The sequence below is a fragment of the Streptomyces aureus genome (assembly GCF_001418135.1).
In the GTDB taxonomy this organism is placed as follows: Bacteria; Actinomycetota; Actinomycetes; order Streptomycetales; family Streptomycetaceae; genus Streptomyces; species Streptomyces aureus_A.
Map to the genome: position 1 here is coordinate 1 of NZ_LIPQ01000004.1, position 22,792 is coordinate 22,792.

The 22,792-nt window shown below is 68.4% G+C and carries 20 protein-coding genes and 5 pseudogenes; 7 read left to right on the forward strand and 18 right to left on the reverse strand.

Features of this window, described 5'->3' with window-relative positions:
• The coding region (locus AOK00_RS00190; protein ID WP_159041656.1) for an ATP-binding cassette domain-containing protein at window positions 1-595 on the forward strand (595 nt) is incomplete at its 5' end.
• 34 nt (window positions 596-629) lie between these two features.
• On the opposite strand, the gene AOK00_RS00195 is transcribed toward AOK00_RS00190, so the two are convergent.
• The gene (locus tag AOK00_RS00195; RefSeq protein ID WP_055598288.1) at window positions 630-1,244 is read right to left on the reverse strand and encodes a response regulator transcription factor; all 615 of its coding nucleotides are present in this window, start codon (window positions 1,242-1,244) and stop codon (window positions 630-632) included.
• A 516-nt stretch (window positions 1,245-1,760) separates the two neighbouring features.
• A pseudogene (locus AOK00_RS38005) lies at window positions 1,761-1,850 on the reverse strand (IS5/IS1182 family transposase); the annotation flags it as partial.
• A 107-nt stretch (window positions 1,851-1,957) separates the two neighbouring features.
• On the opposite strand from AOK00_RS38005, the gene AOK00_RS00200 reads away from it, so the two are divergent.
• On the forward strand, window positions 1,958-2,647 hold the full coding sequence (locus AOK00_RS00200; RefSeq protein WP_055598289.1) for a hypothetical protein: 690 nt from the start codon (window positions 1,958-1,960) through the stop codon (window positions 2,645-2,647).
• A 469-nt stretch (window positions 2,648-3,116) separates the two neighbouring features.
• Here AOK00_RS00200 and AOK00_RS00205 read toward each other — a convergent pair whose 3' ends face one another.
• From AOK00_RS00205 to AOK00_RS00215, 5 genes are all read right to left on the reverse strand, one after another.
• A complete protein-coding gene (locus AOK00_RS00205; protein ID WP_055598290.1) occupies window positions 3,117-4,028 on the reverse strand; it encodes an NAD-dependent protein deacetylase in 912 nt (303 codons plus the stop codon).
• A gap of 522 nt (window positions 4,029-4,550) precedes the next feature.
• Window positions 4,551-4,778: a DUF5133 domain-containing protein gene (locus tag AOK00_RS00210; RefSeq protein WP_055598291.1), complete on the reverse strand. Its 228-nt coding sequence runs from the start codon at window positions 4,776-4,778 to the stop codon at window positions 4,551-4,553.
• A gap of 146 nt (window positions 4,779-4,924) precedes the next feature.
• Window positions 4,925-5,095 carry a DUF5954 family protein gene (locus AOK00_RS39865; RefSeq protein WP_367870019.1) on the reverse strand — a complete coding sequence of 57 codons (171 nt, stop codon included), beginning with the start codon at window positions 5,093-5,095 and terminating at the stop codon, window positions 4,925-4,927.
• A gap of 76 nt (window positions 5,096-5,171) precedes the next feature.
• Window positions 5,172-5,438 (reverse strand): DUF6087 family protein, encoded by a 267-nt coding sequence (locus AOK00_RS39870; RefSeq protein ID WP_254047187.1) that lies wholly within the window; start codon window positions 5,436-5,438, stop codon window positions 5,172-5,174.
• 1,511 nt (window positions 5,439-6,949) lie between these two features.
• On the reverse strand, window positions 6,950-7,144 hold the full coding sequence (locus AOK00_RS00215) for a hypothetical protein (protein ID WP_055598292.1): 195 nt from the start codon (window positions 7,142-7,144) through the stop codon (window positions 6,950-6,952).
• Window positions 7,145-7,797: 653 nt separating this feature from the next.
• Here AOK00_RS00215 and AOK00_RS41255 point away from each other — a divergent pair.
• From AOK00_RS41255 to AOK00_RS00235, 4 genes and pseudogenes are all read left to right on the forward strand, one after another.
• Window positions 7,798-8,091 (forward strand): annotated as a pseudogene (locus tag AOK00_RS41255) (transposase); the annotation flags it as partial.
• A pseudogene (locus AOK00_RS36530) lies at window positions 8,016-8,584 on the forward strand (IS5 family transposase). The pseudogenes AOK00_RS41255 and AOK00_RS36530, both read left to right, overlap by 76 nt.
• A 782-nt stretch (window positions 8,585-9,366) precedes the next feature.
• Window positions 9,367-9,786 (forward strand): DUF6328 family protein, encoded by a 420-nt coding sequence (locus AOK00_RS00230; protein WP_437441369.1) that lies wholly within the window; start codon window positions 9,367-9,369, stop codon window positions 9,784-9,786.
• Window positions 9,787-10,685: 899 nt separating this feature from the next.
• Window positions 10,686-11,228 (forward strand): GNAT family N-acetyltransferase, encoded by a 543-nt coding sequence (locus tag AOK00_RS00235; RefSeq protein ID WP_079041753.1) that lies wholly within the window; start codon window positions 10,686-10,688, stop codon window positions 11,226-11,228.
• Here AOK00_RS00235 and AOK00_RS00240 read toward each other — a convergent pair.
• From AOK00_RS00240 to AOK00_RS41260, 3 genes and pseudogenes are all read right to left on the reverse strand, one after another.
• A pseudogene (locus tag AOK00_RS00240) lies at window positions 11,212-11,869 on the reverse strand (IS5 family transposase). The gene AOK00_RS00235 and the pseudogene AOK00_RS00240 overlap by 17 nt on opposite strands.
• 1,453 nt (window positions 11,870-13,322) lie before the next feature.
• Window positions 13,323-13,595: a hypothetical protein gene (locus AOK00_RS00250; RefSeq protein WP_254047188.1), complete on the reverse strand. Its 273-nt coding sequence runs from the start codon at window positions 13,593-13,595 to the stop codon at window positions 13,323-13,325.
• Window positions 13,596-14,406: 811 nt separating this feature from the next.
• Complete coding sequence (locus AOK00_RS41260) at window positions 14,407-14,853, reverse strand: DUF5954 family protein (protein WP_367870018.1); 447 nt, start codon at window positions 14,851-14,853, stop codon at window positions 14,407-14,409.
• 496 nt (window positions 14,854-15,349) lie between these two features.
• Between AOK00_RS41260 and AOK00_RS00255 the strand changes: the two genes are divergently transcribed.
• The gene (locus tag AOK00_RS00255) at window positions 15,350-15,862 is read left to right on the forward strand and encodes a GNAT family N-acetyltransferase (RefSeq protein ID WP_055598297.1); all 513 of its coding nucleotides are present in this window, start codon (window positions 15,350-15,352) and stop codon (window positions 15,860-15,862) included.
• Window positions 15,863-16,110: 248 nt separating this feature from the next.
• On the opposite strand, the gene AOK00_RS00260 is transcribed toward AOK00_RS00255, so the two are convergent.
• The 8 genes and pseudogenes from AOK00_RS00260 to AOK00_RS00300 all read right to left on the reverse strand — a co-directional run bounded on the left by AOK00_RS00260 (window position 16,111) and on the right by AOK00_RS00300 (window position 22,706).
• Window positions 16,111-17,313, reverse strand: a complete 1,203-nt coding sequence (locus AOK00_RS00260) for an IS110 family transposase (RefSeq protein ID WP_107097279.1) — start codon at window positions 17,311-17,313, stop codon at window positions 16,111-16,113.
• Between the two features lie 544 nt (window positions 17,314-17,857).
• Window positions 17,858-18,190, reverse strand: coding sequence for a hypothetical protein (locus tag AOK00_RS39590; RefSeq protein WP_055598299.1), 333 nt, complete (start codon window positions 18,188-18,190; stop codon window positions 17,858-17,860).
• A 60-nt stretch (window positions 18,191-18,250) separates the two neighbouring features.
• The gene (locus tag AOK00_RS39595; RefSeq protein WP_055598300.1) at window positions 18,251-18,739 is read right to left on the reverse strand and encodes a helix-turn-helix domain-containing protein; all 489 of its coding nucleotides are present in this window, start codon (window positions 18,737-18,739) and stop codon (window positions 18,251-18,253) included.
• Between the two features lie 144 nt (window positions 18,740-18,883).
• Entirely contained in the window at window positions 18,884-19,702 is an 819-nt protein-coding gene (locus AOK00_RS00275; RefSeq protein ID WP_055598301.1) for an isocitrate lyase/PEP mutase family protein, read from the reverse strand.
• Window positions 19,703-19,845: 143 nt separating this feature from the next.
• Window positions 19,846-20,112, reverse strand: a complete 267-nt coding sequence (locus AOK00_RS00280) for a hypothetical protein (RefSeq protein ID WP_254047189.1) — start codon at window positions 20,110-20,112, stop codon at window positions 19,846-19,848.
• Between the two features lie 100 nt (window positions 20,113-20,212).
• Window positions 20,213-21,093, reverse strand: a protein-coding gene (locus AOK00_RS36545; protein ID WP_107097280.1) for an IS5 family transposase whose coding sequence is annotated in 2 segments (ribosomal slippage) — window positions 20,213-20,721 and window positions 20,721-21,093 — 882 coding nt in all. Because the reading frame shifts where the segments join, the coding sequence is not laid out codon by codon here.
• A 193-nt stretch (window positions 21,094-21,286) separates the two neighbouring features.
• Window positions 21,287-21,757 carry a hypothetical protein gene (locus AOK00_RS00295; protein ID WP_055598305.1) on the reverse strand — a complete coding sequence of 157 codons (471 nt, stop codon included), beginning with the start codon at window positions 21,755-21,757 and terminating at the stop codon, window positions 21,287-21,289.
• 180 nt (window positions 21,758-21,937) lie between these two features.
• Window positions 21,938-22,706: pseudogene (locus AOK00_RS00300) on the reverse strand (transposase).
• Between the last annotated feature and the right edge of the window lie 86 nt (window positions 22,707-22,792).

Consider the following 22,792-nt stretch of genomic DNA (forward strand, 5'->3'; position numbering starts at 1 on the left):
CGGCAAGTCGACCCTGCTGCACGTCGCGGCGGGCATGCTCACCCCCGAGCGGGGCGACATACGGCTCTTCGGCCGTGCCGTCGCGGCCTGCCCGCCTGCGGAGCTCACTGCACTGCGCGTGCTGGCCCCCCAGGAGGCGTACGTCTTCACGGGCACCCTGCGGGACAACCTGCGGTACCTGCGGCCCGACGCCGACCGGGCCGCCGTCGACCGGGCCGTGGACGCGCTCGCCCTGGAACCGCTCGTCGACCGGGTGGGCGGGCTCGACCGTACGCTGACGCCCGACGCCCTGTCTCACGGCGAACGCCAGCTGATCGCGCTGGGGCGCGCCCATCTGGCCCCCGCCCCGCTGCTACTGCTCGACGAGGCGACCTGCCACCTGGACCCCGTCGCGGAGGCCACGGCCGAGCGGGCTCTCAGCGCCCGGCCGGGAACCCTGGTCGTGGTCGCCCACCGGTTGTCGTCGGCACTCCGAGCGGACAGGATCCTCGTCCTCGACGGCACCCGGGCCCAGTACGGAACGCACGACGAGCTGCTCGCGCGTTCCGCTCTCTACCGCGATCTCGTGGGGCACTGGAACCAGGTCCAGGAGTGAGCGGACCGCGCCCGCGCGGACGCCGCGGCAGTGCTCAGGTCCAGCCGGCGCCCTGGGCGATCCGGATGGCATCCACGCGGTTCCGTGCGCCGACCTTGCGGATGACGCTCGCCATGTAGTTGCGGACCGTGCCCTTGGTCAGGAACAACGTCGCGGCGATCTCAGCGACCGGCGCTCCGTCGGCGGCCAGCGAGAGGACGCTCAGCTCACGCCGGGTCAGGGGCATCTCCGCGGCCTGGAGGAACCCGAGCGCGAGCGTGTCGTCGATGTAGCGCTCCCCCTTGGCCAGACGGTGTACGGCCTCCAGTAATCGATGCTTCGGGGCGTTCTGGTCGACGAAGCCGCTCGCCCCCGCGGCATGGGCCCGCCGCAGAACCCCCGGCCGCTGCCCGGCCACGAGGGCCAGCAGAGCCGGGCGGCCACCCGAGCCCTCTCCCGGGGGCGGTGCGGCAGCGGCCACGGGCCGCGTCGCCGAGGGCGGCAGACACTCGGCGTCCGCCACGTACACGTCCGGTTCGGACTTCCCCGTCGCCGGGCCGTGCGGCCATCGGGGCAGCGAGGAGACCACCATGACCCCGCCCGACCTCAGCAGTTCGACCAGCGCGGTCCGCAGGAGCTGCGCCTCGTAGACCACCGTCACTCGTATCATTCCCACCCCTTCGGTTCTCCGTCGTGCCAGGGGTGCACGACGCGAGCAATCACCCCCACCCCTCTGCCCTTGCCGCACCAGGCGGAACGCCGCACCGGGTGCACAGGGGGCGCACTCCGGAGCGCGTCGGCCGGATCCGGTTCGTCCCTCCGATGGCGAAGCAGGCCGACGGCGTGTGATGCCTGCCGCGCCGAAGCAGGAATGTCCGGATCGAACCCGTACGGCGCGCGGGCGCGGGAGTGCGCCCACGGGGATCCGGCGAGTCGCCACGGACCCGCTCGGCCGGTGCCCGACTCCGCCGCATGCGCGTTCGATGAGGAGGACCCTGCCTGGCGGGCGGGCCGTCGGCGGCTGATCACCTTGGTGCGACGTGCGGCCGATGGATCCGAGGATGGGCGGTGGCTGTCCGAGGCGACATGTGCCGCATTGGACGAGCGGACCGTGACGGTCCCGGCGACCGGGGCGGCCGCGTTGATCCTCCCGAGCTTGGCCGGCTCGCGGACGGCTGTGGCGGTGGAGTCTTCGACAACCGGCAAGCCAGCACGCCGTTCTCTCGACCACCCACCGATGCAGGCCCAGCCGCTGCGAGGACTCGACACCTTTGCGGGGCCTGGCTGCCGTCACCCGTCCAGGAGCCGTACCGGCACTGTTCTACGATCATGGTTCTGCCGTCATGCGGCGCTGTACGAGTACGGGATGGACTGGGGGACGGAATGGCGATCGACAGGCCTGGCCGGCCGGAGAACCTGCCGGCAGCCGAAGTGTTGTGGGCGCGCTGGGCCCTGGTCGCCGTGCTGGAGGCCACGGCGAAGGCGGAAGCCCAAGGCGTTCGCCGCGGCGGCACATGGATTGACGGCAGCGGTCTGCACCTCGATGATCGCGGCTGCACCTGGTGGACGTTCCAGCAGATGGGAGAAGGCCGCTACCTGCTGTACGGCGAGGACGAGTCCAGTGCCGTGAAGTGGCACGAACCCTCGATCGACATGCTGGCGCAGGCGCCGGACTGGCTGCCGTACGAGCACCTTCGCGAGCTGCTGGAGGGCTGGGAGCTGGGCTGTGTGTACTGGTACGAGAACGGTGCCTGGGCTCGTGCGCCCTACCCGGACGACTTGGACGACGACGGCCTCGACTGCGGGATGAGCCGTTACGCGGTGCGCGAGGAATTGCTGCGCGACCTGATCGCCTCGGAGCGCGGCCTGCCCCGCGGCCGGGCTGACGGTCTTGTGGCCGCGGCGGAGGCGCGCAGCATGACGGCCGCCGAGATCCGGGAGGTGCTGGACGCGGCTGCCGCCGCGGACGAGTACGTGCCGGCGGACCGGGAAGCGCTGCTGCGGTCCCTGGAGCTTGCGGCGCTGGCTGCCCCCGGTTCCGTCGCTCCGGCCGCGTCGAACGAGCCCGGCTGAGGCGCGGGAATCCATCCACGCGCAGGCCCGCTCCCACTCAGGACAGAGACGTCGTTCGTCACAGACGAGTCCATATCTGAGACGTGACGACACCCGTGGGTGACCACGACGACCACCCGCCACCGTCGGCCGTCGCCCCTGCCCTACATGGCGACACCGAACAGCGGGCTGGTCGTCCCGGGCCCGCTTTCCGGTGTCGCCGCGTCGCGGGCTTGGAGCCCATCAGCACCTCTACAGGCTCCATCGGGACCCTCACCACCACCAGCCACGCGCCAGGACCCGCATCCCGTCACGGCGGCGGAGACTGTCCTGATGATTTCTGGCGCCGATCAGGTCTTGCGGGCCCCACCCCAGCCCTGCCGCACCTGTACACAATTGCCCGACCGAACCAGCATGGGCATCACTGCCCCTGCCGCATCACGGTCCTCACCAGCAGCTGCGCGGCCGCCTCGGTTTCCCTGCCCAGGTCTCACCCGCGCGGCTCACCCGCCACCTGCTTGTCGACAGGAATGTCCAGCCGGGCGGCCAAGGTGGTGAGGGCCGCCCCCAAAGGCAGTGCTACCCGCGTGACCGCGTGTCGGTCGCCGCGGGTCGGGTCCTGGTTGATGATCAACACCGGCTTTCCCGCCTGGGCCGCCTGGCGAACGAACCGGAGCCCGCTCATCACGGTGAGGGAGGACCCCAGAACCAGCAACGAGGCTGCTTGATCCACCAGCTCACGGCAGTGCTCGACACGCTGCGGTGGAACGGCTTCGCCGAAGAAGACCACATCAGGCTTGAGGACGCCTCCGCAGACAGCGCATGGCACCACACGGAAGTCCCCGACCTGTTCGTCGCTGAGGTCGGCGTCACCGTCCGGGTTGATTCCGGCCGCCATCGGCTCGAAACCTGCGTTAGCCTCCTCCAGCCGCCGCGCGAGATCGCTGCGCCGGCTGAAGGCGCCGCAGGAGAGACAGACCACCCGTTCCAGGCTTCCGTGCAGTTCCACGACGTCTTCGCTGCCGGCCGACTGGTGCAACCCGTCGACGTTCTGGGTGATCACCCCCGAGAGCAGTCCGTGGCGTCCGAAGGCAGTCACTGTCAGGTGCCCGGTGTTGGGCCGGGCGCGGCCGAAGGTACGCCAGCCGAGGTGGCTGCGCGCCCAGTACCGGCGCTGTGCCTGACCGTCGGCGATGAATTCCTGGTAGGTCATCGGAGTGTGTCGGCTCAGGCTTCCGCCCGCGCCCCGGTAGTCGGGGATGCCTGACTCCGTGGAGATGCCCGCTCCGCTGAGCACCAGGACACCGCCAGTGCGCAGTGCAGCGACGACCGGCTCCAGATTGGTCGTGCCCGGCAGCAGGTCCTCGGTGGGGGTCCAGCTCAAAGTAGGGCGCATACGCATGCCACCAGGGTACGGAGCCAGGCCGTTTTCTTCGGATCACATGCCGTCGGTGCCGCTCGCATCCACGTACACCGGACCACGGTCCGAGCTGCGCTCCGTCCTTTGACCGTGAGGCCACGTCTGGGCGCTGTTCCTCACCCCAGAGCCTCCTGACCAGGCACCTCACGTATGCCTAGTGGTCGATCCGGCACCGACGAAATCGTTTCCGCGGCCTCGGAAGAATGCCTGGCATGGGTACAGACCCAGCGGTTCATCGAGTATCGGGCTCCGCAAGACGCTCAGGAGGAGGCGTCCTGGTACAGCGCACACGGTCTCAGCTCCCTCGACACTGTCCGCAACTACGCGAACCTCCTTCCCCTGGCCCCAGGCAGGGGGTTTCCGCCGATGCCTCGGCCACCGCGAGTGCACGGCTCGCCCAATGACACGGGGCACGACAAGGGCGCCTGCCGGGCTCTGCCCGGCAGGCGCCCTCGGGCTGTTCCGGCCCGGCCCGCGCCCCTCCCCGGCGCAGGTCGGACCGGTTCAGGCCGTCAGGACCGAGTCGTCCTCGGGGCGCGCTCCGGGCAGGCGGTGGCGGGCGGCGATCAGCGCGGTGTCGACGTCCCGGGTGCCGGTGGAGACACACAGCGTGTAGGCGAGGTCCTCCATGCGCCGACGCACCTCGCGGCTCCCGTCCTCCGCGTGCAGCACGCTCAGTGCCTCGTACTCCTCGACCAGCTTGCTCAGCACCACGGGATGGGCCATCAGCACAGTGGATCTCTCCTCACCGCCTGGGCGCCGACCGCCCGGCTTGGAGCCGCGCCTACCCCGGTTTCCCAGGCGCATACCGACACCCGGGGGCATGCCCCCCACACGTCAGGGCGGCCGGACCGGGGGACGGCGTAGTGAACTCCCCGTCACCTCCGCACCGGGCGCCGTCCCTGTCTGCTCTCCGCCTGATTCCTCGCCCTGAACCACGACGGGGAGTTCAGCGTGTCGCAGGCAGGCTGCGGACAGCCATGGGTCACCTCGACAACCACCCGCCACCGCCGCCCGATGTCCCCGCTGTGCGCGGCGACACCGATCAGCGGACCCCGTACTGCTAGGGCGCTGTGGCGTGCTGCGGCATCGAGGGCATCGGCCCGCGGTGGACTATCGCGGCTTCTACCGGTTCCACTGGAACCTCACCGGCACCGTCCACTCGCCGCATACGGCGTCGGGGCCGGCTTCGTTCGCACACGCCTGCGCCGTCGCGAGATCCGGCGCAGTCCCGGCGGGGACGTAGGTGAAGCCGTCCCGCTGCTCCAGAACCCGCGGCTCGTCGGGCCGGAGGTGGCCACCGCATCCGGGGAAGGGCCGGTGACGGTGGCAGTCGTCCGGTGGCGGGCGTCTGCGCTTGTCGTACGTATCGAGCGGGTCTTCGGCGTTCACCGCGCGGGAAGACGCGGGACGGCCGGGTCGGGGACCGGGTCGGCGGTTGCTTGCTCATGCACTCGATGCTCGCGGGCTACGCACGGTCGACTGCAGCCATCTCGTACGAACAGGTGGCGGCGAACAGTGCGTTGGGGCACATCTGCTCTGGGACGACAACCGTGGCAGTGCTGGACATCGCGCCGGGAGACGCTGGTGGATCGCCAGAGCACCGACTGCCGGTATCGCGCCCTGAGGGGACGGCTCGGCGGCACGCACCACTGTAGGCGAGGTGAAATGAACCCCCGGGATACCCCGTTCATGTAGATCCGATCCTGCTGATCGTTCTGTACTAGCGGGCTAGTTCGGAGACGGGAGAGAAGCCCCGGGCCCCGTCGGCCCGGCCCTGTGCTCGCTCCCGAACGGGTCGATGCCGGCGGCGTCGAGGCAGAGGACCAGGGCACAGCAGCCGGTCTGGGAATTGCGGCCCGTGGACGCTGGCCCCTTCGCAGTGATCAGGGTCTTGGCCGGGTGGACACGCTCGCCGTCGTGGAACTCCCCTCTAGGACGTAAACGAACTCCTGCATGTGACAGGGGCTTTCGCCGAACGGGGCACCCGGCGCGAGCTCGAAGAGCGTCACCGACGGCTCATCACCGGTGCCCTCCTGCTGCGCCATGGTCACATGCCGTCGGCCGCCGGCGTCCTAGCGCCTGATCGACGTGGGCGGCTTCGAATTCTCCGCGCGTACCTTGAGGTCGACGCACGGTCGCCTGCGGCCGAAACCCAAGTTCCGTCGGTCGCTCGTCCGCGTGACGCCCAGCAGAGAATTGGTACGCCTCCCTGTGTGCCCCCACGCCAGCGATCCCCGGGTTGGGGGCGCAGTACGTTCCCCCTTTGCTGCGGGGCGGGGCTGTGGTGGACGGCGGTGGTCTCGCAGGCCTGGGCGAAATCGGTCTGCGCGTCGGTTTGGTTCTGGTCGGCTGCCAGGCCCCAGGGGCTCTTGGTGGTGACCCACTCGGAGACGAAGCGGCAGTGTGCCTCGGGGAGTTCAGGTAGCCACTCGACCGGGACCTGGTCGGCCTTCGACCGGTTCGTACGCGCGGTGACTACCAGGAGTGGGGCGGCGGCGTCCTGGTCGTTCAGGGCGACTGTCGGATTCACGTTCCGCGCTGTTGGTCCATCAAGAGCTGCTGGAGCTGACGAGGGTCCCTACGGTCGATCATGGACACCCCCGCCACAGGACGGGTGCCCCCGGGGCTGGTGCCGGGCCCGCCGCTTCCCCGAGCATGACGAGATCGGCCCCCCTTTGGGGCCTTACGCGAGAGTAAAGGACTGGGCCTCGGCGGCCAGCTTCGATACGCAGAAGGCCACACCCGGTCTCGGGCGGTCAGGTCGGCGTGGGGCCAGAAGCGGCGGGCAGCGCCGACGCCACTGGTTTCGAGGCAGCCGCGGATCTGGTCAGCCATCACCACTGCCTCCAGCGCACCTCACCATCGCCACAAGGCGCGCACCAGTCGCAGGGTGCCCCGGATCAGGAGCGGGACCAGGGCCGGCGTCCGTTGCTGTGGCGGGTACGGCCGGCGCCGATGCCCGCGACGTGCAGCGCCAGGGCCGTGAGCCCGAGCAGCATCACGTTCGTCGAGGAGAACACATCGTTGGTGCCGATATCCGCGGCGTTGATCAGGAAAGCGATGAAGAACAGTACGGCGGCTGCGATGCCGAGCATCGTGAGGCTCCTTCCGAGAGGTGCTGTCCGTGTGCCCGCGCACTGCTGCTGCACACATGTACGACCACGGGCCGGGTGCTGGCCGGGATGCGAAGGAGCGAACGAGAGGGGACTTCGATACACGGCCTAGCCTTGCAGGCCACCGAGCGGGTAACAAAGGTCTACCGCTGCATCCACCAAGTGAGAGCTGCTCCGCCGGTACGACGTGCTGGCTCGTCGGCGGAGGGGACGGCCCGCGGCGGCAGCCGTCATCTCCAGGGCCCGTGCGCGTCGTGCGCGACTCGCGGGGTTCGACTCCACGGATGCCGGCACGGAAGACCGAGGCGCACGGATCCGAAGTCGAGGTGGCCGAGTTCGCCGCCGTGGGCCTGGCGAGCCGGGTGTCGAGGGTTTCCCGCATGCCAGACAGCCGCAGGGCCCTTGAGTGACTCCCGCAGGGCGGCGTCCATCACGGTCATCGGGCTTCCACCTCGGCTTCGTCGTGGACCTGGTCGTCGTGGTCGCCGTCCGTCGGGTCGGGGGTCGCGACGGTGGCGGAGAGGCGAGCGGGGCCGTGGAGTAAGAGGTCCTAACAGAAGCTATTGATCATGTGACTGTCGGCTTGGCTGCTCGTTGGTCCGTTCGTGGCGAAGAGGAACTCCCGGCCGTGGATCGTGTCGGATGAACTGTGGTCGCTGGTCGAGCCGTTGTTGCCAGCTCCGGCGCCGAAGCTGGTGTCGGGGCGGCCGCGGGTTCCTGACCGGCAGGCTCTGTGCGGGATCCTGTTCGTGCTGCACACCGGCATCCAGTGGGAATACCTGCCCCAGGAGCTCGGCTTCGGCTCCGGCATGACGTGCTGGCGACGCCTGGCGACCTGGAACGAGGCCGGCGTGTGGGACCAGCTGCACCTGGTCCTGCTCAAGAAGCTGCGCTCGGCCAAGCAGCTGGACTGGTCGCGGGCGGTGATCGACTCCAGCCACGTCCGGGCCGCTCGACGCGGCCCAAAAGCGGACCCAGCCCGGTCGACCGAGCACGGCCGGGCAGCAAGCACCACGTCCTCGTCGACGGACAGGGCATCCCACTCGCCGTGTCGCTGACCGGCGGAAACCGCAACGACGTCACCCAACTGCTGCCCTGCTCGCCAAGATCCCGTCCGTCGCCGGCCTGGTCGGACGACCCAGGCGACGACCGGACACGCTGCTGGCCGACCGCGGCTACGACCACGACAAATACCGCCGTCTCATCTGGGCGCAGGGCATCAAACCGGTGATCGCCCGCCGCGGCGTCCCACACGGCTCCGGCCTCGGCGTCCACCGCTGGGTCGTCGAGCGGACCATCGCCTGGCTGCACGGCTTCCGCCGTCTCCGCGTCCGCTGGGAACGACGCGACGACATCCACGAAGCCTTCCTCGGCCTCGCCACCTGCCTCATCACCCACCGACACGTCCAACGCCTTTGTTAGGACCTCTAAGGCTGCTGCTCCGGCGTCTCCGCCGGTCTCGGGCTCGGGGTCGGTTTCGGTGCCCGCGATCAGGATGCCCTTCGATCGAGACTCCCGTTCGATCGACAGACTCCATGCTCGGTATGACACCGGCTTCTCAGGACCATCCCCGCAGGCGTGGGGGCGATGGAAGAGGAGACCGGGAACACCGGCCTGATCACGGAATTCACCCGGCGGGGGCTGCGCGGTCGTTCTCCTGAGCTGGAGGCCTTCCGGATCATCCCCGCCGGTGCTGGATCGGAGAGGGCCAGGTGATCCCGAGCGCCCGTCCGAACCACCCCTGCCGGCACGGGGCGACCGGTGACACACAGGAGTCTCGGGGTAGTACCTCGCACGTCAGACATGCTGTTGCAGCCGGGCCCTCATGCCATGGACCGGCTCCGGCCCATCGCACAAACCAGCGCCTGTGGGCCGCCGCGCGCCCATGCCCGGACGGCGCCGGGAAACCTGGAGACCTTCGGCGGCACGTTCCAACCTCACCATCCTGATAAAGGCTTCCGCCTGCCCGGAACAGTAACCAGGCGCGCCAGGGCCACGAGCGCACGTCCCGCAGCGTTGCGTGGCCACATATCGCAGTCGCACCCTTGCACCCCTCGAACACGACTGCGATTACGTGCCGTGGTCCGGGGCAGAAGGGCGCCATGACGGCGACGGAGGAGACGAGTGTGAGTGGTACTGACGGACAGAGATCCGCGCGCGACGAGACGCACCAGGAACGGGCGGACCGTCGGTGGACTGAGCTCATGCAGGAGATACGGGTCGCGCAGACCGGAGTGCAGATCATGCTGGGCTTCCTGCTCACCGTGGTCTTCACCCCGACCTTCCGGGGCTTGGGACAGACCGACAAGACGATCTACCTCACCACGGTCGTGCTCGGTAGCCTGGCGACCGGGGCCCTGATAGCACCGGTGGCTTTTCACCGCATCGTGTCCGGACGGCACCTCAAGCCCCACGGCGTCGCCTGGGCCTCGCGGCTCACCTTCACCGGTCTCGTGCTGCTCCTCGCCACTCTGACGTCCTCGCTCTTCTTGATCCTGCGCGTGGCGACGCACGACCGATACGTACCGTGGCTCGTGGCCGGGGTCGTGACCTGGTACCTGTGCTGCTGGTTCGTCCTGCCCTACTGGGCGCGCTTCCGCTACGCGAGCGGCGACGAGGACTGACCAGGGCCAGTCCAGAACCGGACGCCCTGTCCTCGCCCCGGCCGGTAGGTGGCACAGCACTGTCGTCGCCGGATGGAGGCGAGCCGGCCACCAGCGGGCGCGCAGTACGCCATCGCTGCCCGGTTGGGCAGAACCGGCCAAGGGGTGCCGTTCGTCGACGTAGTACGAACCGACTGGCACGAACACTTCGCGTCCTTCTACACCTTCCCCGACAAGTCCCGCGGCGCGGTGACGGGACTCCGGCCCGATCCGAAGGACGCGACCTGCTGGTCACGCTCGCCAGAGGCCGTGCGGGGGAGCAGCACTCCAGCCACTCCCCCGCCGGCGCTGGAGCAGCCTTCGGTCGGCCGACGCAGAGGTGAGGGCTGCCGCCGCAAAGGGTGCTCTGCCCCCACGGGACGTGACGCTGCCGACTCAGCCGCTGGACATGTTCCAGCTGGCAGCCACAGGCTGTGTCCCCGCTACCCAGGCCGCAGACTCTCGCCGACCAACAGACAAGGACGCCCATCACCGACAGGCCGCGCGCATTGCGCCAGGTGGCGGGCGTCCTGGCGGTGATCGTCACCACATTCGTGGGCGGGTGATGCCGGTCTGTCGTGCGCTGCGGTCAGGGGCGGGGAGGGAAGTGCTGAGGGTGTCCCGGCCCCCGGTTCCGGTCGGGTCAGTTTGTAGCTGTGTCGCTGCATACGCATCCGATTACGCGCGGGCCGGGCCGCTCACCCATCACCATGGCTGCACCACCCACCCCCAGGGGGAGCATTCAGCCACGGACGAGCCCCTGCACGCCTGCTCCCTTTGCACTCCCGGCCGTCCTGGGGCGCCGGGGGCTTGTAGCTACCACCTGGGGCGGGTATCGAAAGTGCCTGGTGGAGAGCCCATTTGTGATCCAGAATGTTTGAATGGTCACGCTTGAGACTCCCCGTTTGATCCTGCGGCGCTGGCGCGAGGAAGACGTTGCGCCCATGTCAGCCATCAATGCCGACCCCGAGGTCATGCGGTGGATCCGTGACGGCAGCGTCCGTGACGAACAGCAGACTCGCGGCGGAGTCCAGGCATGGGAGAGCGAGTGGGAGTCACAGGGATTCGGCCTGTTCGCCGTGGAGATCCGGTCCACTGCCGAGCTGGCCGGGTTCACCGGGCTTTCGGTGCCCGACTTCTTGCCGGAGGTACTGCCGGCGGTTGAGGTCGGCTGGCGGCTCGGACGTGCCCACTGGGGGCAGGGCTTGGCCACCGAGGCCGCCGCGGCCGCTGTACGGTTCGGGTTCGAAGAGCGAGGGCTGGAGCGGATCGTCAGCATCACTCAAGTGGGCAACGACGCCTCCGAACGGATCATGACCAAACTGGGGATGCATCCGGTCCGTGAGACCGTCAATCCCACCGGCGGTCGGCGAGTAAGGGTGTTCGAGTTGTCGTCGGACCAGTACGTCACAACCACTCGTTGATGGCGGCAACGAGGACGGTAGCCTCGTAGCGGACCGCGAGTTTGTCGTACTGGGTGGCTACGGCTCGATGTCTCTTGAGGCGATTGATGCCACACTCGACCGCGTGCCGGGCTTTGTAGTCCTCTGGGTCGAACTGCGGCGAGTCCCCCGCTGCCCTGCCGTCACCACGATCGACATGGGCTTCTGACCCTGCTCGACAGCCAAGTGCAGCTTGGTCGTGAACCCGCCGCGCGAACGCCCCAGCCCGTGATCATCGGGCTCGTCGAAGACACCGCCCGGTGGTTCTTTCTGCGGGTCACTCTGCTTGCGGGCGCCGGCCGCATGCTGATGGGCACGGCACACGGTGGAGTCGACGCTCAGGTCCCGCACAATCGCGCCCTTCGCATCGGCCAGGGCCTGGAGCCGGGTGAGAACCTGGTGCCAGGTACCGTCTCGCTGCCACCGGCGAAACAGGTCGTTGATCCGGCCCCACGGCCCGTACTCGACGGGCACGTCCCGCCATGGCACTCCGGTGCGGACCCGGAACCGTATGCCGTCAGCTGCCGCCGGGACCAGACCGGCGGCCGCCCCACCTTCATCCTCTTCGGCAACAACGGCTCCAGCACAGCCCACTGCTCATCCGTGAGATCTCCCCGCCCCATGAACCGAGATCATCCACAGCTCAAGATCCATACACGGCCGAGGAAACCACGCTCCCCCGGTACGCGAGCTCCAGGGGACGGTCAGCCCCGCCGGCCGGAGTGCCCCGTACGGCGGAACCACACCGAGCGGGCTGTACCGGTGGCTCCGTCGAACCGGCCTGTGCTGCCGGAGCAGGTGGCCGTGTTGAACGTGACCCTGCAGCCAGAGAGAGCGGCGCTCGAAGTCGATGCTGCTGTCCCTCCAACCGCGCCCCACGGACGCTGGCCTCGCCGTTGGAGAACTCCGCCTTGCCGAAATCGATCCCGCCGCCGGAGAACCCCGTGCCGAGAAACGGCGGAACGCACCCCACCAGGTTGCTCGCAAACCCCAGTCGACATCGATGGCAGGAGGTGGTGTCGGGAAGCCAGGACAGGTCGTGCCCGGCGACGGGATGCTTGCACGTCTTGGCGCGGCAGAACTTGCGGTTTGTGGGTTACCCAAAGCAGTTCCGCCGGCCAGCGGTGTGCCCAGTCGGGTGGGTCGGTTTCGTTGTAGCCGTTGGGTGTTCCGGGTTCGGGCCGCGGCTCGATCAGGTCGTCGATGATGAGACCCGCGCCGCGAAGGACCCTGACCCAGTCGCCGTAGGTGAGCTGATAGCTCGTCGCGCCGTCGCCTTCGGCGATGGTGTCCAGCCCGAAGAAGTCCTTCTGCAGCGTCGTCGTCACACGGCTGCCGCCTTCGTCGTAGCAAGCTTCGAACCACGGCGTTGAACACCAGGCGCCCACCCCGGCGCAAGGGCGTGCGGCCTACGGCACTGCCAGGTGCCGGGGGGCGCCCAGCTGAGCCCACCGAAGTCGCAGAACATCAGGTCGAAGCTCTCTTCGACGAAGGGGAGTTACACGGCCACGCCTTGTACCAGCTGGTAGCGGGCATCTCCCATCACGCGGTCCGCTGCAGCAAGTTGGGCTTCGGACAGGTCGAACCCGACCACGGTGGCGCCCTCGGCGGCGAGCGCCCTGGACCACTGGCCGGCGCCGCGGAGGAACGCCCGAGATGGGGGACAGACGATGGACCTGCCGAGTTGAGCCAGCAGGCCGTGCGCGCTCACAAGCTGTACGACAGGCTGAACGAGCACCAGCGAGGCCGGACCTGGACCCGAGAAGAGTTCAGGCTCGGCTTCACGGGCGACGTCGGGACCTCTCCAAGCTCGTCATGGGGCGGAAGGCGCCCGAACGATGCGCGGAGGCAAAGCCGCCCTGAGCCAAGTGGCCCTGGCTCACGTGCTGTGATCTGTGCCTGGTTACTCACCTGCGCAAACGGCGAAACCAGCCCGGCATCCTGCCGGTGATGACGCCACCGTCTTCCATGGCGAGGAGTCCGGTCCGGCAGCAGGGGCTCGATCCTGGCCAACTGAGCGTCGGTCAACACGCTCAAGACAGCGACAGGCGCCCAGCGCCTCAACGGCTCAACGGCTCAGAACCCGGCCATGGCCTTGTCGAGCACTCCGCCCAGCGCCCCGTAGGCGCTGCAGCGAACCGAGTGCCTTGCCCTGCGGCGCAGCCCGAATCCCACGACGAACGACAAGGCGAAGAGTCCGCCAAGGACCATCGTCACGACCGGGTTGTAGACGAAGTACGTGAAGCACGCCACCCCAGCCCAGACAAGGACCGGCAGGAACGAGCCGCGCAGTACCGACCAGAACCCGATCCGCTCAGGTCCCGACGGCAGCGCACGGTCATGCCACACCTCTATGTGATGCCTGGTCACACAATGCTCGGGTCGCATGGATCCATCAAATCACTGGTAGCTCGGCGACTGTCCAGTGATCGACAAGAAGCGGCCTGGACCTCCTGGCCGTGCCGCAGCGGCACCGGCCCGGTGATCACCACCGTCTGCGACTTTGCGGGTTCCGCGGACGGCAGCGTTGCCGCTGGCCTGCCCAGAACCCACACCCCGCACCACTGATCTTCGAGCGAAGACGTATGCATGGTGACAGGATCTGTGGGCAGCCGGGTGGAGAGCAGGTGGGACTGCTCACCGGGTCCGCGGACTCCCCTGCCGCAGGGCCCGACCGGGTGGACGACCGGCCCGCACTCGTGGTGTTGTGCGGGCCGGTCACCCGTACGGGCGCTCCAAAGCCCGGTCACTGTCGTCCCCGTCGCCATCCCGGCACTGACGGCCCTGTGCACGGTTCCGAAGAGCCCGAAGCGAGGGCATGCTAGCGACGAGGTCGCTACGAATCTCGTGTCCGCCTCATCCGCGGGTGCGGCGAAGGGTCGCACACATTCACGAGGCCGCTTCGCTCTCTCCGCGCTCTTCGCATGGCGTGAGTGGAGGGCTTGAGGGCTCGGCAGTGAAGTCGGACGGGCAGGGACTTCCGGCCCGTCGCAGCCCCAGCGCAGGAGGCAGCGGACTCGGCCGATCCGGGAGACGGTGTCATGGGACCCGACGTCGTCGAACAGCTCTACGCGGTTCGGTCCGCGACGTAGACGTAGGCCGCCGGCTCTCCGACGGCTGGATGGCTGTTCTCGGCGACCAAGGTACGTGCGCGTCGACGTCAGTCTCGGCGTCGCAAGGGATCAGACCGCGCTTGCGCGCCTTGATCCAGGTCAGGGCGAAGACGACGGTCGGGCGGGCGTCGTGGGCGGTGGGCCGCAGGCCACTGCCCGGTGTCCAGGGCTCGTTCGCTTGACGACCAGGAGCTCCGGCCGCGTGAGCACGACGTCGGGGCTCCAGTCGGGGGTGAGGGCTGCGGTGGTGAGGGCTTGTCGGAGTCGGTGGGCCGGGGCATCTCGAAACGTCGTGCTCGTCCAGGGCCGCGTACTTCTCGCCCCCGCACCACGCGGTAACGGGTACTGAGCACGGCGAGCCCGTCGCCGTACTCCGTCCCCAGTCGGGCGACCGCAGCCCGGCAGCGCGCCCTCTCCTGGGGGCTCTTCGCCAGCTCCTTCGCCCTCTCCACCACAGCAGCGCATTCACGGCGGCCGAAGAGCGGCGCACGCACGAGGACTCCCTCAGTCAGAGGACGGAGGGTCGGATCGTTTGATGGCCCGGCCGACAAGCACAGCGAGCGGGATCACGACTGCGATGTAGACCGCGCAGAGCGCTGCTGCCGTAGTGCTGGCGAATACCAGGAGGACAAGCCCTCCGAGAACGAGGGCCACGGTGAGTGTCAAGAGAAACACGCGCATGAGAGATTCAACGACCAAAGCAGCCTGGGGACCTCAACTACATCCAATGACTTCTTACCAGAGTGCGCGGCGCCAACGGAGCCGCTGCAAGCCGAGTTTCTGCCGGCCTTGTCCCCCACAAGAGTGGCTCAACCACACAGAAGAGTGCGAGACCTGTACCGGCGCTGCTGCGTCCGTGGCCCGGACGGGATCGTCGTCGGACTGGCGCAGGCGATCGGCTGAGGGGCAGCGGGCCCGGCGCTGCGACCAGGCGCTCCGTGCGAGAAATAGGGGGCCGCCGGCCGATTACGTGGCCTACGCTTCCGGCTCATGACCGTCGTACTGCGGGGCGAAGCCCTGGAACTGACCCCGGCCGGGCCGGACGACGTATCCGCTCTGGCCGCCATCCGGGCCACGCCAGAAGTGCGTGAACGCTGGCGCGGCGGGCCCGACCTGGCGTCCGAGATCACCGACGACCTCACCGACCCGGACACCCACTGCCTGACGGTCCGCAGCGAGGGCCGGATCGTCGGCATGATCCAGTGGTACGCGGAGGAGGACCCCGACTACCGGCACGCGGGCATCGATCTCTTCCTCGACCCGTCCGTGCACGGGCGCGGGCTCGGCACCGACGCCGTACGCACGCTCGCCCGCCACCTCGTCCACGACCTGGGCTTCCACCGCCTGGTGATCGACCCGGCCGCCGACAACGCCCCCGCCGTCCGCTGCTACACGAAAGTCGGCTTCCGGCCGGTGGGTGTCATGCGGCAGTACGAGCGCGGCGCCGACGGCAGCTGGCACGACGGGCTGCTGATGGACCTGCTGGCGGAAGAGCTGCTCTAGGGCGTGTTACTGATAGCTGCGGCACGGGCATTTGGGTTGCATGCGTGGGGGGGTGCCCCTATGTGTTTGGTCAAGGTAGTGGGTGCCGGGCGAGGGTCATCTGGCACTCTGCCTGCCATGAGTGATGAAGCACATGTGCAGGAATCAGCCGATGAGGGCATGCGTCCGTGCGTTTTCTGTAATCACCCTGTCGTGATCAACTGTCTCGACGAATGGGACTGCCCGGTGTGCGGCGTGTCCGATGAGGATCAGCCTGAGGTCACGGTCCGGGACTCGTAGAAGGTTCCGTCGCGGAGCATCGCGGACAGGACGTCGGCTCGTCGGCGGGCGAGGCAGAGCAGGGCCTGGGTGTGGTGCTTTCCTTGGGCGATCTTCTTGTCGTAGTAGGTCCTGGAGGCGGGGTCGGCCAGGGCAGCGAACGCGGACAGGAAGAAGGCGCGTTTGAGCTGCTTGTTTCCACGTCTGGAGGGTTGTTCACCGCGGATAGAGGAGCCCGAGCTGCGGGTTGCCGGGACGAGGCCGGCATAGGCGGCGAGGTGGGCGGCGGACGGAAACGAACTGCCGTCGCCGACGTCGATGAGGATCCTGGCTCCGGTCCTGACGCCGATCCCCGGCATGGACGTCGGGACCTTGGAAAGAGGGTGAGCCTCCAGCAGTTCCTCTATCCGTCCGGCCAGCGCTTTCCGCTGGTCAAGGACTGCGGTGAGCGAGCCGGCCAGGCTTGGGACAATCAGCGCGGCCGCGTCGGTGCCGGGGACGATCACGGTCTGCTCGTCCAGCGCGGTGAAGATGTCGTCGACCAGCCGCTCGGCCATCCGCGGAGCCTTCGGACGTATCAAGGTCACGAGTCGTCGTCGTCCGGCCTTGCGGATCTGGGCCGGGGATCCGAACCGTTCCAGCAGCGTGAGCACGGCCAGGTGCTGGATGCGAGGGCCGAGGACTCGCTCCAGGTGCGGGTGGGTCTGGGTCAGCAGGCCGCGGAGGCGGTTGGAGATGCGGGTTGCTTCTCCGGCCAGGTCGTCGTCGAACCCGACGATCATCTCCAGCTCGGCGATGGTCTCGTCTTCCAGCCCGACCGAACGGAGCGTGTGAGGCATGACGCGGGCCGCGTCCGCGATGACGAAGGCATCGCGGACATGGGTCTTGGCCTCACCTGGATAGAGGTCCGCAATCCGTCGCATCGTCAGGCCCGGCAGACAGGCGACGGGGCAGCCCATGTCCCGGGCCACCGCCAGTGGCAGGGCACCGATCGAAGCGGGCTGGTCAACCACGACAAGCACAGTTCCGTGATTGGCCTTGAGCTTGCCGAAGACCTCCCGGAGCTTGGGCTCGCTGCTGGACAGCCGCTTGTCGAACGCCTTCTTCCCGGCCGGCGTGACGGCAGTGGCGTGATGCTCGCCTTTGCCGACGTCCAGTCCGAGGAAGGCTCCGATGTCACTGACGTCGATCACACGCGTCCTCCGGTCGTCCCCGCCCGGCCGTCCCACGGCACCGATCGCCACATCCCCATTACGAAGAGCCTCCCGACCTGCGAAGAAGCCGGTGGTCATGCCCCTAATCAGCGGTCTGTCGATGCCTCCGGAACCGGTGACACCACCCCCAGGCCATGCGTTCGACAGGGGGAGCAATTCATGCCAACTCCGGAGGCCGGGCGCCCCATTGCGGGGCCGCCAAGAAGGTAATGGGGAGGTGAAGGCTGAACGTTGTGGGTGGAGTCGTTCCCGGGTCTGCGGATGCGTCAGTTCGAGCGGTTGCTGAAGGCGGTCCGTGAACGGGGCGGGAACGGCCCTGGTAGTGGCCTGCCGTGGCGTCTGCCCTGGCGAACCGGGTGCTGCTGGAGGCCGTGTCCTACCGCACCAACCTCACGATGCGGCAGCTCGCACCGCTGTTCGGCGCCTCGCCGGCGACGGTGTGCCGGGGGGTCCAGCGGTGGCGGCAGCCGCCGATCCATCGCGTCGGCCGCCCGCCCGGCCGACGCGGTGGATCGGCTGTGGATCAGCGGAAGTCGTTTCCGGGCAAGCGCCCGCCGGGGGTTGGTACGGGCAGGCCACCTGGCGCGGGGTGCCCGCCCATGACCGCGTTCGGGAACGCGGTGGTCAGCCGATCGGCGGCCTTCTTCCCACGGTGGGAGGAACCGTTGTCCACGATCCAGAAGACGCGTTTCGCGCTGGCGTAGGGCTCCTGGCTCATGACTTGGGCGGTCAGAGCCATGAACGGAACGATGCCGGTGGATTTCTCGCAGCGGCCGAACACCTTTGCCTGGTGGACGTCGTTGGCGGCGAGGTAGGCCAGGGCACCGCCGCGCCGGTAGGTGTGGTTGACCCGCATCGCTCTGGCCTGGCCGGGGGCGAGGGTGGGATGGCAGCGGCAGCGAGCCTGGACGGAGGTCTACTCGTCTGCGCTGATGACGTACTCGTCGCGGCCCAGCGCGGCGCCCTCGAACGTACGGGCATATAGGTCAAGGACTGGCTGGGCCCGGGGGCGGAAGTCCGGGTCGGTGATGAAGATCCAGGAGTGGTGCTGCCAAGGCTTGAGCGCGTCGGTCTTGAGCCAGCGGCGCACGGTGGAGGCCGACAGGGAGGTGACGATGCCCCGCTCGGTGGCCTCGCGGGCCAGCTCCAGGCCCGACCAGCGTGACAGAGGCACTCCGCTCTCGGCAGGCAGCCGGCAGGCCAGGGCCTTCACTTCGGCGGCCTGCAAGGGCGTGAACGACGACGGGCCGGCCAGGTCGTTGGCGGTCCCGCAGTCCGGCAAGTCCCTGTTTTCGGCGAAGCGGTGCAGCCAGCGGGCCACCGTGTCCAGGTGCAGGCTCGTCTCCCGCGCGACGCGGGCGATGGAGCGGCCGCGCGCGGCGTGCAGCACGATCTGCGCCCGCACCCGCTGCCGGTACTCGCTCTTGTGGCCCGGGCCATCTTCTTCAACCGCTTGCGGTAGGTGGCGGTGAGAAGGATCGGACAGGCGGCGGCAACGGGCACGGTAGACGGGCCAACTCCTGGTACGCGAAGCCCGCTGGCGGGCCAGTCAGTGGGGTCCGGAGAGCAGCGCGTTGAGTTCCGGGAAGGGGATGCCTCGGGCGAGGGAGTCGTAGCCGCCGGTGCCGAAGAGGTCCTGTGCGGCGCAGCGGGCGGCAGCGTAGGCGGCCTGCGCCACGCTCGAGCCGAGACTGACGCGAGCCACTCCGAGGGCGCCGAGCTCGGCAACGGTCGGGGCGCCGGGGCCGGCCATGACGTTCAGCGGTACCGAGATGTCCCTGGCCAGCGTCGCGATGGTGGCGGTGTCGGTGACTCCGGGGACGAAGATGCCGTCCGCGCCCGCGTCAACGTACAAATGCGCCCGGGCCAGGGTTTCCTTCAGCCGGGTGTCCGGGTCGCCGAGCCCGAACAGGAAAGTGTCGATACGGGCGTTGAGGAACAGATCCGCGCCTGCCCGGTCGGCACTCTGCCGGGCCGCGGCCAGCCGCGCCGCGAGCTCTGCCGGAGGCCGGGTGCCGTCCTCGATGTTGACGCCCACGGCGCCCGCCGCGAGGACCCCGGACACGGTCTCGGCAACGCCGGCGGCATCCGTCCCGTACCCGCCCTCGATGTCAGCGGTGACTGGCACCGCGACGGCAGTGACGATCCGGGCGATCAGCTTCAGCGCCCGGTCGCGGGTAAGGACGTCGCCATCTGGAGCTCCCAGCGACCAGGCGACACCGGCGCTGGTGGTCGCGATCGCGGGGGCGCCCGCGGCCTCGATGACGCGGGCGCTCGCAACATCCCAGGCGTTGGCGAGCGCGAGGGGTTCAGCTGGGGTATGCAGGGAGCGGAAGAGGCTGGCACTGTCCGGCTGCGTGATAGTCATTGATGCAGTCAAACATCGACTACTGCCCGTCTTCTGGCAAGAATCCGACACGAATGTCGATCTCGAAACCGCCCCATGGTCCCGGCTCCGAAGTCAACCCCCGAAGGATTTTCGGAGCCGACCACTAGGCACTGTCCGGCGGATCATGCTTCGGGGGCGACGGTCCGCAGGTCGTAGAGGTAGGAGCGGTCATCCTTGGAGCTGCGCCAGACGGTGGCCGGGGGTTCGGGTTCGTCAGCGAGGCTGTTGAGGGGATGGGCGGTGACGAGGCCGTCCGTGATCTCGCAGTGCCAGCCGTCGGCCGGCGACCAGACACACCACACCTTCCCGTCCGTTCGGCGGTAGGCAGGACGGCCGTTGTGCTCGCCGTCCCGTTCGAAGTGGTAGCGGAGCCCGTCTATATGGCGCACGAAGGTAAAGGATGCGAGTGCCGTCATACCTTCGGCACTGTATGGGATGACGCTGCCGGTGGCTAAGCAGTTCTGTGTGTAACCAGATGCAGGGCGCATCTCACGGGCGGAGCCAGAGCCGGATTGCGGCGACGGTGACGGTGCCGTGGAAGACGTAGGCCCTCTTGTAGTAGCGGGTGGCGACGGCCCGGGAGTTCTTGAGCCGGTTGATCGTTCGCTCGACCTCGTTGCGGCGTTTGTAGATCTCGGTGTCGAAGCCGGTGGGCCGACCGCCCTTGCTTCCGCGTCTTGTGCGGTTGGCCCGCTGGTCCTTCGGCTCGGGGATGGTGTGCTTGATCTGGCGTCTTCGCAGGTAGCGGCGATTGCGGCGTGAGCTGTATGCCTTGTCGCCGCCGAGGCGGTCTGGCCGGGTGCGTGGCCGTCCGCCCTGCGGTCGGGGAATGGCGACGCGTTCGAGGACCTCGATCATCTGCGGGGCGTCGCCCCACTGGCCGGGCGTGAGCAGGAACGCCATAGGCCGGCAGCCGCCCTCACCGGCGAGGTGGATCTTGCAGGTCAGTCCGCCCCGGGACCGTCCGAGTCCTTCGTCGGGGCGGTGGTGCCGAGGCGTCGTCCCTTTTTTGGGATGCGTGGCTTTTTCTTGCGTGCCCCGGCCGCGTGCTGATGGGCACGGCAGGACGTCGAATCGACGCTGACCATGCTCCAGTCGATCCGGCCCTCGAGATCGGCGTCCGCCTGGACAGCACGCAGAAGCCGGTCCCACGTGCCGTCCGCCGACCAGCGCCGGTGCCGCTCGTAGACGGTCTTCCAGCTGCCGAAACGCTCCGGAAGATCCCGCCACGGTATGCCCGTTCGCACTCGGAACAAGATCCCGTTGATCACCCTGCGGTGATCACTCCATCGGCCGCCACGCTGCCCCGACACTGGCAAATGCGGCTCCAACCGGCCCCACTCGGCATTCGTCAGATCACCCCGCCCCACGCAGCGAACAACGAGCCACCAACCCGACAGTCACATGATCCGCCGGACAGTGCCTAAGCGGTGGCGAGGCATCGCCACTCGCTACGACAAGACCGTCAAGTCCTACGAAGCCGCGGTCACCCTCGTTGCACTTCTCATGTGGGCGTGATCCTCTTGACCGCCTCCTGCGGTGCCGCCGAGGAGATGACCGCGATCAACGCGTGACGAAACCCAGACGGTTCGGGACATCGTCCATTGTGCAGAGCGCCGTGACCTGATCCTCCAAACGGCTCAGGGCATCCATGAGGGAAAGTTGATCGATCCGCTCAAAATGGAGGGTGTGCACGTGGGCGCCGAACTCTCCCCGAGGTCTTTCAAGGTCGACATCCACCCTGGCTTCAACGATGCAACCTGTCGAGGCAATGGTCACACCTGCCGAGAAGCGCAGCTCACTGACATCCGAATCGCCCTCCGCGAAGAAGCCGAAGCGGTGGTGGAGCCGTAGTTCAGGTCCCGAGAGGTGCTTTTCGATCAAGATGGAAGGCACCAGCCCAGAGTCGTCCCCGAAGTCGTAGGCGATGTGGAGCTGAGTGGTGAAATCGTCCAGTTGCTTGTGCAGCCGGTGCATCGTGGTCAGCAAGAGAGCGGTGCTGTCGGCATCGTCCGCGCCGGTGACATTCAACATCGGTCAATCATCGCCCAGGCGCAGCAGCACTGGCACGTGAGTTTCGCTCACCAGGCCGCCCCATCCTCTGCACCGTTCAAACCCCGATCTCGCGATCCGTGACCCTTTGACGACACGGCCTAAGGGCAGTCCCGTAAGCGATCTCAGACGTGCTCCTCATCAGCCGTCGGCATAGACCTGCTATCCGGTCAGGGCGAGGTTGTGGAGGCGGGCGATGCCGAGCATGGCGTCGTGGACGCCGTTGCCTTTCAGTCGGTAGTCGCGGAGGATCTCCCAGGCCTTCATGCGGGCGAAGGTGTGCTCGACTCGGGCGCGGACTTTGCGAAGACGTACTCGACGCGGGCTCGGACCCGCTTGTGGGACGTGTTGGGTTCCTCTTTCCAGTCCGGGAGTTCGCTCTGACCGCGCTGTCGGCGGTGCGGGATGACCAGCCCGGTTCCCGGGTAGCCGCCGTCGGCGATCGCTACGGTGTTCCCGCAGGCGGCCTTGGCGCCGCACTCCTCCCAGGCCTTGCGGTCGTCGCGGTTCCCGGCGAGTGGCCGGCCGACCACGACGACCAGGCGGGTGTCGGCGTCGATGGCGACCTGGTGGTTGGTGGGGTAACGGTAGTCGCCTGGCGATGATGTGGTCGCAGGTGGGGACCAGGGTGCTGTTCACGACGAGCACGGCGTCGTTGGCGAACCGCTTGCGGGGCTGGAGCGCGAGCATCGGCCCGAGGTGGTCGATAATGCGGTCCGCTGCCGACTTCGAGGCCCCGCACAGCAAGGCGAGCTGGCGGTCGGTCAGGTTCGTACGTCCGTACGCCAGTACGCCGCGACCAGCAGGGCACGGTCCTCCAGCGGAAGGCTCCCCGGCCTGCCCCTCGGACCGCGTCCGCGCCTGCGCGACGCAGCACCGTCACCAGCTTCCCGAAGGCTCGCGAGCTGAGCCCGGAGAACGGGGCGACCATGACGACTCCGACCCGTGATCACACCAGCCACATCAAGATCATCCCAGTTGTCAGCTGGTCAGCCAGAGCCGGCTGCACTACGAATA

Excerpts from the sequence above, each read along its gene's own strand:
- AOK00_RS00275 (WP_055598301.1), bottom strand. The coding sequence starts at position 19,702 with ATGACTATCACGCAGCCGGACAGTGCCAGCCTCTTCCGCTCCCTGCAT.
- AOK00_RS00230 (WP_437441369.1), top strand. The coding sequence starts at position 9,367 with ATGCAGGAGATACGGGTCGCGCAGACCGGAGTGCAGATCATGCTGGGC.
- AOK00_RS00215 (WP_055598292.1), bottom strand. The coding sequence starts at position 7,144 with ATGCTCGGCATCGCAGCCGCCGTACTGTTCTTCATCGCTTTCCTGATC.
- AOK00_RS00295 (WP_055598305.1), bottom strand. The coding sequence starts at position 21,757 with ATGTTGAATGTCACCGGCGCGGACGATGCCGACAGCACCGCTCTCTTG.
- AOK00_RS00255 (WP_055598297.1), top strand. The coding sequence starts at position 15,350 with ATGACCGTCGTACTGCGGGGCGAAGCCCTGGAACTGACCCCGGCCGGG.
- AOK00_RS00195 (WP_055598288.1), bottom strand. The coding sequence starts at position 1,244 with ATGATACGAGTGACGGTGGTCTACGAGGCGCAGCTCCTGCGGACCGCG.
- AOK00_RS00200 (WP_055598289.1), top strand. The coding sequence starts at position 1,958 with ATGGCGATCGACAGGCCTGGCCGGCCGGAGAACCTGCCGGCAGCCGAA.
- AOK00_RS00235 (WP_079041753.1), top strand. The coding sequence starts at position 10,686 with ATGGTCACGCTTGAGACTCCCCGTTTGATCCTGCGGCGCTGGCGCGAG.
- AOK00_RS00205 (WP_055598290.1), bottom strand. The coding sequence starts at position 4,028 with ATGCGTATGCGCCCTACTTTGAGCTGGACCCCCACCGAGGACCTGCTG.
- AOK00_RS39590 (WP_055598299.1), bottom strand. The coding sequence starts at position 18,190 with ATGCGGGTCAACCACACCTACCGGCGCGGCGGTGCCCTGGCCTACCTC.